This window comes from Actinoplanes ianthinogenes, assembly GCF_018324205.1.
GTDB lineage: Bacteria > Actinomycetota > Actinomycetes > Mycobacteriales > Micromonosporaceae > Actinoplanes > Actinoplanes ianthinogenes.
This window is the reverse complement of the sequence record NZ_AP023356.1, coordinates 7075395-7089347: the sequence shown is the minus strand read 5'-3', so window position 1 is coordinate 7089347 and position 13953 is coordinate 7075395. Positions and strand designations below refer to the sequence as shown.

Annotated in this window: 12 protein-coding genes; 7 read left to right on the top strand and 5 right to left on the bottom strand. The window is 69.4% G+C overall.

Features of this window, described 5'->3' with window-relative positions; translation table 11 throughout:
- Window positions 1–2: 2 nt before the first annotated feature.
- Window positions 3–1553, bottom strand: coding sequence for a M1 family metallopeptidase (locus tag Aiant_RS32260; protein ID WP_189333594.1), 1551 nt, complete (start codon window positions 1551–1553; stop codon window positions 3–5).
- Window positions 1554–1678: 125 nt separating this feature from the next.
- Between Aiant_RS32260 and Aiant_RS46915 the strand changes: the two genes are divergently transcribed.
- From Aiant_RS46915 to Aiant_RS32245, 4 genes are read left to right on the top strand one after another with little or no spacing between them, the layout of a single operon-like run.
- Complete coding sequence (locus tag Aiant_RS46915; RefSeq protein ID WP_342358065.1) at window positions 1679–2590, top strand: pyruvate formate lyase family protein; 912 nt, start codon at window positions 1679–1681, stop codon at window positions 2588–2590.
- A gap of 2 nt (window positions 2591–2592) precedes the next feature.
- Window positions 2593–3738, top strand: coding sequence for a pyruvate formate lyase family protein (locus tag Aiant_RS47090; RefSeq protein ID WP_425322632.1), 1146 nt, complete (start codon window positions 2593–2595; stop codon window positions 3736–3738).
- Window positions 3735–4478, top strand: coding sequence for a pyruvate formate-lyase-activating protein (gene pflA, locus Aiant_RS32250; RefSeq protein ID WP_189333595.1), 744 nt, complete (start codon window positions 3735–3737; stop codon window positions 4476–4478). Before Aiant_RS47090 ends, pflA begins: the two co-directional genes overlap by 4 nt.
- A 52-nt stretch (window positions 4479–4530) precedes the next feature.
- Complete coding sequence (locus Aiant_RS32245; RefSeq protein ID WP_189333596.1) at window positions 4531–5646, top strand: AI-2E family transporter; 1116 nt, start codon at window positions 4531–4533, stop codon at window positions 5644–5646.
- Here the strand turns inward: Aiant_RS32245 and Aiant_RS32240 are convergent.
- Entirely contained in the window at window positions 5614–5913 is a 300-nt protein-coding gene (locus Aiant_RS32240) for a hypothetical protein (RefSeq protein WP_189333597.1), read from the bottom strand. The two genes, Aiant_RS32245 and Aiant_RS32240, sit on opposite strands and share 33 nt — an antisense overlap.
- A gap of 234 nt (window positions 5914–6147) precedes the next feature.
- Here Aiant_RS32240 and Aiant_RS32235 point away from each other — a divergent pair, with 234 nt between their 5' ends.
- The 3 genes from Aiant_RS32235 (at window position 6148) to Aiant_RS32225 (ending at window position 9035) form a co-directional block, all read left to right on the top strand.
- Entirely contained in the window at window positions 6148–6573 is a 426-nt protein-coding gene (locus Aiant_RS32235) for an Hsp20/alpha crystallin family protein (RefSeq protein ID WP_189333598.1), read from the top strand.
- A gap of 267 nt (window positions 6574–6840) precedes the next feature.
- Window positions 6841–7818: a LacI family DNA-binding transcriptional regulator gene (locus tag Aiant_RS32230; RefSeq protein ID WP_189333599.1), complete on the top strand. Its 978-nt coding sequence runs from the start codon at window positions 6841–6843 to the stop codon at window positions 7816–7818.
- Window positions 7819–7850: 32 nt separating this feature from the next.
- On the top strand, window positions 7851–9035 hold the full coding sequence (locus Aiant_RS32225; RefSeq protein WP_189333600.1) for an aminotransferase class I/II-fold pyridoxal phosphate-dependent enzyme: 1185 nt from the start codon (window positions 7851–7853) through the stop codon (window positions 9033–9035).
- Between the two features lie 164 nt (window positions 9036–9199).
- On the opposite strand, the gene Aiant_RS32220 is transcribed toward Aiant_RS32225, so the two are convergent.
- The 3 genes from Aiant_RS32220 to Aiant_RS32210 form a co-directional block, all read right to left on the bottom strand.
- The gene (locus tag Aiant_RS32220) at window positions 9200–9799 is read right to left on the bottom strand and encodes a hypothetical protein (protein WP_212846565.1); all 600 of its coding nucleotides are present in this window, start codon (window positions 9797–9799) and stop codon (window positions 9200–9202) included.
- Between the two features lie 418 nt (window positions 9800–10217).
- Window positions 10218–13100 (bottom strand): carbohydrate binding domain-containing protein, encoded by a 2883-nt coding sequence (locus Aiant_RS46670; RefSeq protein WP_189333798.1) that lies wholly within the window; start codon window positions 13098–13100, stop codon window positions 10218–10220.
- 233 nt (window positions 13101–13333) lie between these two features.
- Complete coding sequence (locus Aiant_RS32210; protein WP_189333602.1) at window positions 13334–13924, bottom strand: TetR family transcriptional regulator C-terminal domain-containing protein; 591 nt, start codon at window positions 13922–13924, stop codon at window positions 13334–13336.
- Between the last annotated feature and the right edge of the window lie 29 nt (window positions 13925–13953).

Sequence of the window (13953 nt, the reverse complement as noted above, 5' to 3'; positions counted from 1 at the left end):
TCTTACCGGAGCGTTCTCGCCAGGGCGGAGGCCTTGGCGGAGGCCTTGGCGGACGCGGCGGTCGGCGGGGTCACCGTCCAGTCCGGGTGACCCGGCATGGGCGGCGTCGTGGTGCCATAGAGCCAGGCGCCCAGGAACCCGCGCAGGTTCTGGCCGGACACCTTCGAGGCCAGCGCGATGAAGTCGTCCGTCGAGGCGGACTTGCCGCGGTACGTCGAGACCCAGGCGCGTTCCAGGGACTCGAACTTCTTCACGCCGATCTTCGTGCGCAGCGCGTACAGGACCAGCGCGCCGCCGTCGTACACGTTGGGGTTGAAGACGTCCCAGATGGAGTCGGAGCGCAGCGGGTGCGCCACCGGGCCGTAGTCCTTCCGGTACTGGTCACCCTTGCTGTAGACGTTCTTGAAGTACGACTCCAGGTCGGTGTAACCGGTGTAGTCCTCGAACTGGCCGTGCTCCAGGGCGTAGGTCAGCTCGTACCAGGTGGCGTGGCCCTCGCTCTGCCAGACGTTGCTCCACTCGTACGGCGCGACGCTGTCGCCGAACCACATGTGCGCGAGCTCGTGGTTCATGATCGGGTCGAGCACGAACTTCGGGTAGGAGAAGAGCCCGGTGTCGTACAGCGACAGGGTCTGCGTCTCCAATGCGAAGCCCAGGTCGGCGTCGATCACCAGCGAGCCGTACCTCTCGAACGGGTACTTGCCGACCTTGTTCACCATCCAGGCCAGCTGCTCGCGCTCCACCTCCGCCTTGGGCAGCAGGTCGGCGGCGAGCCGGGTGGGCACCACGTCACGGATCGGCACGCCGCCCACCGCCGGGCGCTCGTGCACCGTGAACGCGCCGACCGCGAGCTGGATCAGCTCGCTGGCCATCGGCTTGGTCTCCCGGTACACCGAGGTGACCGTGGTCCCGCTGGTCCGGTCACCCACGTGCACGCCGTTGGCGACCGCGGCCCAGCCGGACGGCCGGGTCATCGAGATGGTGTACGTCGCCATGTCCCGCGGGTGGTCGTTGCTCGGGAACAGCTGGTGCGACTGGTCCGGCTGCCCCGCCATGATGGTGCCGTCCGGGGTGGTGACGAACCCGGCCGGCGAGTCGGCGTTGGCCGGGATCGGGGTCGCGGTGAAGCCACTGACCGTGACCCAGAACCGCTTGCCCTTGGCCAGATGGTGCGCCGGCGTGACGATCAGCTCGTCGCCGTCGCGGCTGAACCTCGCCGGCTTGCCGTTGACCGACACCTTGCCGACCCCGTCGCCGCCGAAGTCGAGGTCGAACCGGGACAGGTTCTGGGTGGCCACCGCGGTGATCGTCACGTCACCGGTGATCTGCTGCTTGGGGTCCTTCTGCGGATAACGGATCTTCAGGTTGTAGTCCTGCACGTCATACCCACCGTTACCGAGCAGCGGGTACAGCCGGTCACCGAGACCGGCCGATCCTGGACTGGCAGCTCCCCCGCCCGCGTACGCCGGGGCGGCCAGGCCGGCCACCACGACCACCGCGGTGGCGCCGGCCGCGAGCAGCCCCGAGAGACGTTTCTCGATTAAGTCACTCATGACCGCCGACGGTACGCCGTCCATTGTCGATCGTCACCGTCCTGTCCCGGATCAGTCGGGACGTTGGTCCCTGTCGCCCGGGACCGCGCCCGGCGCACGCTGAGAAAGCAGACGGAGGAGGCACCATGACGACAACGGCCTGGCGGGGGTTCCACGGGACGGCCTGGCGCGAGACGGTCGACGTCAGCGCGTTCGTGCACGACAACGTGCGGCCCTACACGGGGGACGCCGCGTTCCTGGCCGGCGCCACCGCGCGCACCACGCGGATCTGGGCGCGGCTGACCCGCATGTTCCCGGAGGAGCGCGCCCGCGGGATCCACGACGTGGACGCGCACACCCCGTCCACCATCACGTCGCACGCGCCCGGTTACATCGACCGCGACCACGAGCTGATCGTCGGCCTCCAGACCAGCGCGCCGCTGCGCCGGGCGATCATGCCGGCCGGCGGGCTCCGCATGGTGCAGAACGGTTTGGCCGCCTACGGTTACTCGCTGGACTCGACCGTCCGCGCCATCTACAGCCAGTACCGCAAAACTCACAACGACGGCGTGTTCGACGCCTACCCGGCGGACGTGCTGGCGGCCCGCCGCTCGCACATCATCACCGGCCTGCCGGACGCGTACGGCCGGGGCCGGATCATCGGCGACTACCGCCGCGTCGCCCTCTACGGCGTCGACTTCCTGATCGCCGAGCGCCGGGCCCGCAAGACCGCGCTCGACGCGACGCGCTCCGCCGAGGACGTGATCCGCGACCGGGAGGAGCTGGCCGAGCAGATCCGCGCCCTGGAGGACCTGCGGTTCATGGCCGGCCGCTACGGCTTCGACATCTCCGGCCCGGCGGCCACCGGCCGTGAGGCGATCCAGTGGCTCTACTTCGCGTACCTCGCCGCGATCAAGGAGCAGAACGGCGCGGCCATGTCGCTCGGCCGCACCTCAACGTTCCTCGACATCTACCTGCAACGCGACCTGGACGAGGGGGTGCTCACCGAGGAGCGGGCGCCCTCTACAACCTGGGTCCCGCCCCCGAGCCGAACCTGACCGTGCTCTGGTCGCCGCGGCTGCCCGAGGGGTTCAAGCGGTTCTGCGCCCAGGTCAGCCTGGACACCAGCGCGATCCAGTACGAGAACGACGACCTGATCCGCCCCGCGTACAGCGACGACACCGCGATCGCCTGCTGTGTCTCGGCCATGCGGGTCGGCAAGGACATGCAGTTCTTCGGCGCCCGGGCGAACCTGGCGAAAGCGCTGCTGTACGCCATCAACGGCGGCCGTGACGAGATGTCCGGTTCACAGATCACCCCGCCCTTCGCCCCCATCACCCACGATGTCCTGAAATATCAGGAGGTGATGGCGACGTTCGATCACGTCCTCGACTGGCTCGCCGAGACCTACGTCGACGCGCTCAACGTCATCCACTACATGCACGACAAGTACGCGTACGAGCGCATCGAGATGGCCCTGCACGACTACCCGGTGCATCGCTTCCTCGCCACCGGGATCGCCGGCCTCTCGGTTGCCGCCGACAGCCTCTCCGCGATCAAGTACGCGCAGGTGAAGGCGCTGCGCGACGAGACCGGGCTGGTCGTCGACTACGCCGTCGACGGCGAGTTCCCGGCGTTCGGCAACAACGACGACCGGGCCGACGAGATCGCGGTCGACCTGGTGGAGCGGTTCATGGCGAAAATCCGCCGGCAGCCGACCTACCGCGGGGCCGAGCCCAGCCTGTCCGTGCTGACCATCACGTCCAACGTGGTGTACGGCAAGCACACCGGCAACACGCCGGACGGGCGACGGGCCGGCGAACCGTTCGCGCCGGGCGCCAACCCGATGAACGGGCGGGACCGGCACGGCCTGGTCGCGGCGGCGCTCTCGGTGGCGAAACTGCCGTACCGCTGTGCCCGCGACGGCATCTCGCTGACCACCACGGTCACGCCGGACGGCCTGGGCCACAGCCGCGACGAGCGGATCGCCAACCTGGCCGGGGTGCTCGACGGGTACACCGACGCCGGCGGCTTCCACCTGAACGTGAACGTGCTGGACCGCGCCACGCTCGAGGACGCCATGCTGCACCCGGAGGACTACCCGCAGCTCACCATCCGGGTCTCCGGCTACGCGGTGAACTTCGTCAAGCTCACCGCCGAGCAGCAGCGCGACGTCATCTCCCGGACCTTCCACGGTGCGCTGTGACGACCGCGCTGCTCACCGGCAGCCTGCACTCGTTCGACGTGTCGACGGGCGTCGACGGGCCGGGGACGCGATTCGTCGCGTTCCTGGCCGGTTGCCCGCTGCGCTGCCAGTACTGCCACAGCCCGGACACCTGGCACCGCCGCGCCGGGCAACCGGTCACGGCCGACGATGTGATGAGCGAGATCGCGCGCTACGAGCGGTTCGTCAAGGTGGCCGGCGGCGGCGTCACGATCAGCGGCGGCGAGCCGCTGGAGCAGCCCGGCTTCGTCCGCGAGATCCTGCGCCGCTGCAAGGCGAAAGGGCTGCACACGGCCCTCGACACCAGCGGTTTCCTGGGCGACCGGGCGGATGACGAGCTGCTGGCCGCCACCGATCTGGTCCTGCTGGACATCAAGTCCGGCGACCCGGAGGCCTACCGCCGGGTGACCGGCACCGGCCGCATGGAGCCCACCGTCCGCTTCGCCCACCGGCTCGCCGACCGCGGCATCCCGATCTGGGTCCGTTTCGTGCTGGTCCCCGGTCTCACCGACGCCGAGGCCGACGTGGCGGCCGTCGCCGAGATCGCCGCCGCCGTCCCCACCGTCGAACGGGTCGAGGTCCTCCCGTTCCACCGCCTCGGCATCCACAAGTACGACGCTCTGCGCCTGCGCTTCCCGCTGGCCGGCACCCCCGCGCCGTCCCCGGAGCTCCTCTCCCGCGTCCACGGCCAGTTCCGCGCCCACGGCCTCCAGGTCTTCTGACGCTCCGGCCAGGGTCATCCCGGGAGGTGTGGTTCACCGTAAGGTGATCAACATGCCCACACTGAGCGCCACCAAGACCCGGGCGGCGCTGCGCGACGCCGCCCGGGTCTCCGGCCAGAGCCTGCTGATCCTGCTGCTCACCTACGTGCTGCTGCGGTTGCTCGGGATGGCCTGGTCGGTCCTCTGGCCGCTGGTGGTGGCCCTGCTGCTGACCACGCTCACCTGGCCGCCGGTGCGCTTCCTGCGCCGCAAGGGCTGGCCGCCCGCGCTCGCCGCGTCACTGGTCACCGTGCTGTTTCTGGGCCTGATCGCGGGCATCGTGGTGCTGATCGCGGTCCCCGTCTCGGCGCAGTCCGGCAAGCTCGGGCAGGGCGTGGTGGACGGCATCCAGACGGTCCGGGACTGGGCCTCCGGGCCCCCGCTGAAGATCAGCGACGACCAGGTCAACAGCGGCCTGAACAGCGCCATCGACAAGCTCCAGGCCAGCGTCGGCAGCATCGCGAACGCCACCCTGACCGGCGTGAGCACGGTGGTGAACGGCCTGGTCACCACGATCCTGGCGCTGTTCCTGATGTTCTTCTTCCTCAAGGACGGCCCGCGCTTCCTGCCCTGGCTGAGCCGCCAGCTGCCCGGCCGGCTGAGCACCGACCTGCCGGAGATCGCCGCCCGCAGCTGGAACACGCTCGGCTCGTTCGTCCGCTCGCAGGCGTTCGTCGGCCTGCTCGACGCGGTCTTCATCGGCCTCGGCCTGTGGATCACCGGAGTCCCGCTGGTGCTGCCGCTCGCGGTGCTGACCTTCATCACCGCGTTCATCCCGATCGTCGGCGCGGTCTTCGCCGGCCTGGTCGCGGTGCTGATCGCGCTGGTCTTCAGCGGCTGGGTCAAGGCGTTGATTGTGCTCGGCATCATCCTGCTGGTCCAGCAGCTGGAGGGCAACGTCTTCCAGCCGATGATCCAGAGCCGTGGCCTGGGCCTGCACGCGGCCGTGGTGCTGCTCGCGGTGACCCTGGGCGGCAACCTGGCCGGCATCGTCGGCAGCCTGCTGGCCGTGCCGGTCGCCGCCCTGGTCGCGGTCGTCTGGAACTACCTCCGGGAGCAGCTGAGCGAGCCGGTGCCCGTCGAGGAGCCGGTGGAGCTACCCGTGCCCGAGCCGGACCCGCATGGGTGACGGCCACGGGTGGTGGGCACATTCCGCCTCGCACCAGCGGGTGCGGTAACCGCGGCCTTCGAGCTCGGCGCGGGCGACGCTCATCCAGGCCGGCGGCTCGTCCGGGCTGTAGCGGCCGGCCAGGAAGGCGGGCATCCGCGGGTCACCCATCGCGGTGGCCCGCCGGTGGATGCACAGGTCGGCGAGGACCTCGTCGACCTGGTGCGGGCTGGCGGCGACGTGCAGTACCCACTGATCGTCGACCGGGGGCGGCGGCTGTGTCCACATCAGCGATCACCTCCTCGAACGGCGGCGCAACTTCCTGAATCAACCAATAGAACTTGAGTCGAGCGCTGTCAACTCCCTCAAGGATTCGCAGGCCACGACCGGTTTTCGGCGAGAGACTTGACGACACCATCGGTTCGTTGTATGGGTAGAGACAGGTTGAGTCAAGGGCACTCAACCACCGGGGGATCCCCGGACCGAAAGCTTTGGTGAGGGAGCACCAAGGAGGAGATGACCATGCTTCTGCGTACCGACCCGTTCCGCGACATCGACCGCCTGTTCGAGCAGATCGTCGGCACCACCAGCCGGCCCGCGGTGATGCACGTCGACGCCGAACGCGACGGTGACACCTTCTACGTGTACTTCGACCTGCCCGGCGTCGACCCCGACTCGATCGACGTCACCGTCGAGCGCAACGTCCTCGAGGTCAAGGCCGAGCGCCGGCGCCACACCAAGGACGGCGTCGAGACCGTGATCAACGAGCGGCCGGTGGGCGTGTTCAGCCGCCAGCTGTTCCTCGGCGACACGCTCGACACCGACAGGTTGCAGGCCACCTACGACAACGGCGTGCTGACCCTGCAGATCCCGATCTCCGACATGGCCAAGCCGCGCAAGATCGCCATCGCCTCGGGCACCAGCGGCCGCAAGCAGATCAAGGGCTGACCGGCCGCGACGCCGGCATGCCCGCACCGGCCGGTGTCCTCGTGACCTCTCTTCCGGTCACCTCCGAAGCGGCCCGGCACCCCGACCGGGTGCCGGGCCGTGACCAGCCCGCCGCAACCGGCTCGCCCCGAGGCCACCGCGTCCGCCGAGACGCAGCTCCGGGATCGACGGTCAGGAGTGCGCAGGGGGCTACCCTGTGTTGCTTGCGACGGTGCTGAAGGGGGCTGCGTAGTGCCGGCAGATCAGCGACCCGCCACGCTCCACGACGTGGCCCGGCTCGCCCGCGTCTCGGTGGCGACCGCGTCCAAGGCGCTCAACGGGCGCAAGCACGTCTCCGCGGCCAGCCGGGCCGAGGTGCTCAAGGCCGCCGAGGTGCTGGCGTACTCGCCGAACACGCTGGCCCGCGGTCTGGTCGCGGGCCGCACCGGGATGGTCGGCCTGCTCACCTCGGACCTGGAGGGGCGGCTGTCGATCCCGATCCTGATGGGCGCCGAGGACGCGTTCGGCGCCGACCGGACCAGTGTGCTGCTCTGCGACGCCCGCGGCGACGCCGTCCGGGAGGGGCACCACCTGCGGACCCTGCTCAGCCGGCGGGTGGACGGGCTGATCGTGGTGGGCGCCCGGCCCGACCCGCGGCCGTCGATCGGGCGGGACCTGCCGGTGCCGGTGGTCTACGCGTACGCGCCGTCCGCCGACCCGGACGACCTCTCCCTGGTCACCGACAACGTGACGGCCGGCCGGACGGCGATCCGGCACCTGGTCGAGGTGGGCCGGCGGCGGATCGCGCACATCACCGGCGACCCGTCCTACGGCGCGGCGCAGGACCGGGCCCGCGGCGCCCTGGACGAGCTGGCCGAGCACGGCCTCAAGCTGGCCGGTGACCGGGTGATGTTCGGCGCCTGGTCGGAGGCGTGGGGCCGGAGCGCCACCGGGATGCTGCTCACCCAGCGCACCGCGGTCGACGCGATCTTCGCGGGCTCCGACCAGATCGCGCGGGGCGTGCTCGACGCCCTGCACGGCGCCGGCCTGGAGGTCCCGCGGGACGTGGCGGTCCTCGGCTTCGACAACTGGGAGATCTTCACGACCAGCTCGACCCCGCCGCTGTCCAGCATCGACATGAACCTGGAGACGCTCGGCCGGGTCGCCGCGGAACGCCTGATGGCGGCGTTCGACGGCCGGCTCGGCTCGGGCGTCGAGCAGCTTCCGTGCCGCCTGGTCCCGCGCGAGTCGACCACCGCCCGCTGAGGCCGCGCGCCGCGGGGTGGCATGCTGCGGCCATGAGGTTGTCGCAGCGTGCCCAGTCCGCCGAGCCGTTCCACGCCATGGCGTTCGGCGAGCAGGCCGGCAAACTGGAGGCGGCCGGCCACCACGTGATCCGGCTCGGCCTCGGCGAGCCCGATTTCGGCGCGCCTCCGGCCGTCCGCGCGGCGATGCGCGAGGTGATGGACGGGCGCCCACTGCCCTACACGCCGGCTTTCGGCCTGCCCGCGCTGCGCGAGGCGATCGCCGGTTTCTACCGCGACCGGCACGGCGTCCCGATCGACCCGGCCCGGATCGCCGTCACCCCCGGCGCGTCCGGCGCGCTGCTGCTGGCCGCGGCCGCGACCACGGATCCCGGCGACGAGGTGATCCTGGCCGACCCGTCCTACCCCTGCAACCGGCAGCTGGTCGAGACCTTCGGCGGCACGGTGGTCACCGCCCCGACCACCCCCGGCTCGCGCTACCAGCTGGACGCCGCCGCCGTCGACCGGGCCTGGACCGACCGCACCAGCGCCGTCATGGTCGCCAGCCCGGCCAACCCGACCGGCACCTCGATCCCGTTCACCGAGCTCGTCGAGGTGTGCCGCCGAGCCGAGGCCCGCGGCGCCTGGCGCATCATCGACGAGATCTACCTGGACCTGGCCGACCCGTCCGCGGACGGCACCCCACCGCGCACCATCCTCACCGCCGACCCGGACGCCATCGTCATCAACAGCTTCTCCAAGTATTTCGGCATGACCGGCTGGCGTCTCGGCTGGTGCGTCCTGCCACCAGCCCTGGTCCCCGCGGTCGAGCGGCTGGCCATGAACTATTTTCTCTGCGCCTCCACCCCGGCCCAGATCGCCGCCCTGTCCTGCTTCACCCCGGACTCCCTGGCCGTCTGCGAGGCCCGCCGCCAGGAGTTGTCCGCCCGCCGCGCGATCGCCCTGACCGGCCTGGCCGCCATCGGCCTCCCGGTCCCGGTGCCCCCGGACGGCGCCTTCTACATCTACTTCGACGTCTCCCCCACCGGCCTCACCGCCTGGGAGTTCTGCCGCCGAGCCCTGGCCGAGGCCCACGTGGCCGTCACCCCGGGCCGCGACTTCGGCGCCCAGACCGCCGAGTCTCACGTCCGCCTGTCCTACACCGCCTCCCAGGCCGACCTCAGGGAAGGCCTGAACCGCCTGGCCACCTTCGTCCGCTCCCTGCCCGCCGCCACCTGACGGGCCCGCTTCGCCCCTCTTAAAATCCCATTTTGTACGACTTGCCCCTCCGTGGCTGGTCAGTGCGCAAGACCGCGACCGGCCCGGACCGCCACGCGCGTCATGCGGGTTCGCCGCCGCTCACGGTCGCCGCGGAGGTTTGCCCGCACCTCGACCAGGCGGATTCAGGCGGTCGTCGCAACGCCACCAATTCGGCGAAGGATGCGGCGCCAGCGGCCAGTCGGCGACGGTCTGCCGGGGAAACCGTGCCAGCCCAAGTCCTGAATATTCCGATCGTCGAGCGCAGCAGGATTGATGCTCCAAGCGCCTGCTATCCGCAGCACCTTCTCTTCATCGGGTGCGGTCTTGAACCAGATATCCCATTCCTCCTCGCCCCAGCAACTGGTGTCGGCCGGCGGGACCACACCAACATGAGCCTCGCGCTCGGGCTCCGAGGGACTGCCGATGGCGAGCATGACCTCATCGGACTCCCCGACGTAGCAATAGGCGCGACTCAGTTCACCATCGATCGCGCGGGCCCACGCGTGGTACTCGACTACGCGATGAGTTCCGAAGAATTGCACCTCGCCGAGTACCCGGCTCAGCGCGCGCAGCCGATCAGGGAACTCCGGCTCTGCCGCGTCGAGTGCCAATTCACGCGGGCTATGGGCGAGGGTCCAGCCGCTGATCGCCGGACAGACATAGATTCCCTCGTGGTAGGCGCGCTCGGTGCCGGCCCCGAACGACATCCTTACCCGGCCGGCGAGTCCGAGCGCATCGGCCACCCGCTCAGGCTCACAGTCGCGCACCGCGATCCAGCAAGTCTTGTATGCGAAGCCCACCATCAGATCGTTGCATCGACCGACCGTCTGGCACCGCCAAAGCAGTGGACGCCCCATCACCTCGGAGCCGTGAGCCGGTTGAAGACCGGCAGTCAGGCACGCGCTCCGCGGCGGATGAGGGCGCTTGGATGTGGCTCCGGACCCACGCGCCTTCATGCCCTGAGCCATGAGGTGAAGACGGGTCAGATGTTGCGACGACCGATAGAACCTGAACCACCAGCGGACCCGCACGACACGCGCCTCGGTCCGGAGCGGCCGCGGTCTCGCGAGCCGGCCGCCAGGGGACTCCGAGTCGTACAAAATGAAAAAGAATGCCCCGCCGCTTCCGAAAGAAAGCGGCGGGGCCGAATGCGAAGAGTCCTTATTTCAGATACGTCGTGTCCGCGCCGACCTTGCCGGGCGCGGGATTGCCCGTCTGGTCGAGGACGTAGACCCGGAGGTTGCCCTTGCCGCTCAGCGAGATCGACAACGAACCGCCGGTGACCACCTTCCGGTCACCGGTGACCGCGTCGACATACGTGCCGTTCGGGATGCCGCTGAACGTCGCGCTCCCGGAGACCGTGATCAGCGCGAAACTGTCCACGCCGCCGGCGGTGTAGCGGCGCTTGTACGCCATTCCGCCGGAGACGCCGTCGATGGAGTACTGCCCCATCTGGAGCGCGGGGACCGCGCGGCGGATCTGGTTGAGCCGTTGCAGATGCTTGACCAGCGGCTTCGACAGGGTGGTCGCCACGTTACCGGTCGCCGAGGAGACCACGCCGTAATCGCTCGCGGTGACCGACCCGGTGAGGTTGTCGCCGTAATACGCCCGCCCGGTCGTGGCCAGCGGACACGTCGGTCCGCAGTCGATCTGCTTGCCGGCCTGGAACTCGATCTCCGACCCGTAGTACAGCGTCGGGATGCCGCGGAACGTCCACATCAGCGACATGTTCTCGGCCCACGCGTCGGTCCCGCCGGAGTACCGCGTCGACGACTTGTTCGGCCCGTAGTCGTGCGAGTCGACATAGACCACGTTGTACGTCGCGTCGTTGACCGAGTCGTCCGAGTCCTTGCCGTTGCTGAACGCGTTCTGCGCGTCACCGAAGTTCATGTGCATGCGCATGTCGATGATGTTCATGCCGGAGAACTGGCTGTGGTCCGGCGCGTGATACGCATTCCCGCTCAGGAACGCGTTGGTGCTCGTCGGCTGGTTACCGGTGCCCAGGTTGTTCTCGTAGGTGAACTGCTCGATCGCCGCCGTGGCGTCGTCGGCCGAGTACGTCTTGCGCTCTTTCCAGGTGTAGAACTGCGCCGAGTGGTTCACCGACCCGCGGTTCCACTTGTCGTTGACGAACGCCGCCACCTCACCGAAGACGTAGAAGTCGTCGGCCTTCGCCGCGCCGTACTTCTGCACCAGGTGGTCGTGCAGCGCGGGCAGGAACCGCCGGTTCCAGGTGACCCGGGGAATGTGCACGGCGGTGTCGATCCGGAACCCGTCGACGCCCATGTCGATGTACTTGTTGTACGCGTCGATCAGGTATTTCTGCACCGTCGCGTTCTCGGTGTTGAAGTCGGCCAGATCCTCGTGCAACCAGCAGGACCGCGCGTCCTCGCCCTCCCAGTTCCCGATCCAGCACTGATGATAGAGGTCGGACGGGAACATCTTGGCGGTCGGCGACGGCCACTGGCAGTTGTAGAGGGTGTACCCCTCCTTGCTCTTGCCACCGGTCGGCGTGCCGTAGTTCGGGCAGGTGTTCCCGGCCGGCGCGGTGCCGCTCCACAGGTCGCCGTTGTACGGGTACCCCTTGGCGTTCTCCTGCAGCGGGTCGTACTGCTGCCCGGCCACCTTCTCGCTGTAGTACCAGCTCCACTGGCTGTCCCGGACCCCGTACACGGTCGGCGTGAACAGCCCGTTGGCACCCCACCGGGAGCTGTGGTTGTACACCACGTCCTGATAGATCTTGAGCCCCTTGGCGTGCGCCTTGTTGATCAGGTCCTGGTAGGACGCCCCGGTCGACTCGAGGCGCGGGTCCACCCGGTAGAAGTCCCAGCCGTGGTACCCGTGGTAGTCGTAGTCGGACCGGTTCAGCACCACCGGCGTGATCCAGATGGCGGAGAAGCCGAGCCCCTTGATGTAGTCGAGCTTGTCGACCAGCCCCTGGAAGTCGCCCCGGAACATCGGGTCGTTGTTCGCCGCGTTGCCGGAGGCCACGTGCTGGCTGCCGCCCCGGTCGTTGCCGGTGTCCCCGTCGTAGAACCGGGCGGTCAGCACGAAGTAGATGCTGTCCTTGCGCGGGTCCCCGCCGAGCATCTCGCCCTGGGTGACCGGCGCGGCCTCGCCGGTGGTGACCGTGACCGCGCTGCTGGCGGCCGACAGGTTGCCGGCCGCGTCGACCGCCTTGACCGTGTAGGTGTACGCGGTCCTCGCCGACAGCCCGCGGTCCGCGTAGGCGTTGGCCGACGAGGTCAGCACCGTGCCGCCCCGGATGATCTGGTAGCCGGCCACGCCGACGTTGTCGGTCGAGGCGGTCCAGGTCAGCGAGACCGTGGTGTTCTGCACGGTCGCGGCGAGCCCGGCCGGCGTGCTGGGCGCGGTGGTGTCGGCCGGCGCGGTGACGCACGGGCTCGTCGCGTTCGCGGTGATCACCCCGGCGTTGACCGTGGTCACCCCGGTGCCCAGCGCGTAGTTCTTGCCCGCGTTGTTGTCCCAGGTCCCGGAGCCGTTGGTGAAGGTGGCCTGCCAGCCGGTGGCGGTGCCGAGGCTGACCGTCTCGCGGGCCCAGCCGCTGCACGCCTCCTCGTCCATCACCACGCCCGGCGCGGTCGTCCACGAGCCTCCGGCCGGCGCCCAGTGCAGATAGCTGGTGGTCCAGGACGTCTTGTAATACACGGTCGCGGTGTTCGTCGCCGAGGTGCTGCACGGCTCGACCGAGCTGACCGCGCCGCCGGAGATCGCCACGATCCCGGTGCCGACGCTGTAGTTGGCGCCCGAGTTGTTGTCCCAGGTGCCGGAGCCGTTGGTGAAGACGACCTGCATCCCGGCGGCGGTGCCCAGGTCGACCGTCTTCTGGTACCAGCCGGTGCAGCTGGAGGCGGTCATCGCGACCCCGGGCACGGTGGTCCAGGCGCCGCCGGTGGGCGCGTAGTGGACGTTGACAGTGGACCAGGAACCGGGCGGTTTGTAGTAGACGGTCACCGAGTTGGCCGCGCGCGCCGCCGGTGCGGCGAGCACCAGCAGGGGGATGACGCAGAGCGCAGCGAACATTCTGCGGAGAAACGTGGACACGGAAGAGCCTCCAGGGCCATGGGGGACGGCGCTGTTAGAGAGGTGCGGTGTGACAAGCCGGAAATCCGGCGTTCATGTGTGAACGGAAGGTAGCAAGTTCTTTCAGGACCCGAAAGAGCTTCCCATCAATATGCACACAGCAGCACCTCAAGACCCCAGGATCAAGCGCTTTCGGTACGCGAAGAGGGGCCCCAGAGGCCTTGCAAGTTCTTTCAGCGCCGCCACGGAAGCAGACAGTGGTCGACCATCCCGAGCTGCCGGCTCGGGTCCACCATGGGTGACGCCATCACCGCGTTCACCTGCTGTCCGAGGCAGACGGTGAGCAGCACGTCGAGCACGTCCGGAATCGGCATGGCCGGGTCGAGGACCCCGTCCTCGATCGCCTCGGCGAAGTAACCGGCAATCAGCCCGCCCCAGTAGTCCCCCAGGTCCTCCTGGGTCTCCTCGATCTTGGCGTTCGCCGCGAGCCGGCCCCAGAAACCGACCACCACGTGCGCCTCGTCCAGGGTCTCCTTGGTCAGCGGCAGGATCTCCCGGATCATCGGGTAGAACGCGTCCAGCCCGCGCAGCCCGGCCGTGACCGCGGCGATCCGCCCGTTGGTCCGCTCCACGATCCGCTTGTACGCCCCCGCGGCCACATCGTCGAACCCGTCGAAGTAGTGCCAGAGCGCGCCGGTGCCGATGTTCAGCTCGGCCGCGATCGCCCGGCTGGTCGCCGCGGACAGCCCGTCCCGGGCCACCACCGCGAGATACGCCTCGACGATCTCGGACCGCCGCTGGTCGTGATCAACGATCTTCGGCACGGTGCCCCCTTCTCCACCGTCAGGCTACC

What these genes read in the sequence shown, in the direction of transcription:
- Aiant_RS32260 (WP_189333594.1), bottom strand. Translation starts at nt 1,553, where the DNA reads ATGAGTGACTTAATCGAGAAACGTCTCTCGGGGCTGCTCGCGGCCGGC.
- Aiant_RS46915 (WP_342358065.1), top strand. Translation starts at nt 1,679, where the DNA reads ATGACGACAACGGCCTGGCGGGGGTTCCACGGGACGGCCTGGCGCGAG.
- Aiant_RS32245 (WP_189333596.1), top strand. Translation starts at nt 4,531, where the DNA reads ATGCCCACACTGAGCGCCACCAAGACCCGGGCGGCGCTGCGCGACGCC.
- Aiant_RS32240 (WP_189333597.1), bottom strand. Translation starts at nt 5,913, where the DNA reads ATGTGGACACAGCCGCCGCCCCCGGTCGACGATCAGTGGGTACTGCAC.
- Aiant_RS32235 (WP_189333598.1), top strand. Translation starts at nt 6,148, where the DNA reads ATGCTTCTGCGTACCGACCCGTTCCGCGACATCGACCGCCTGTTCGAG.
- Aiant_RS32225 (WP_189333600.1), top strand. Translation starts at nt 7,851, where the DNA reads ATGAGGTTGTCGCAGCGTGCCCAGTCCGCCGAGCCGTTCCACGCCATG.
- Aiant_RS46670 (WP_189333798.1), bottom strand. Translation starts at nt 13,100, where the DNA reads ATGTTCGCTGCGCTCTGCGTCATCCCCCTGCTGGTGCTCGCCGCACCG.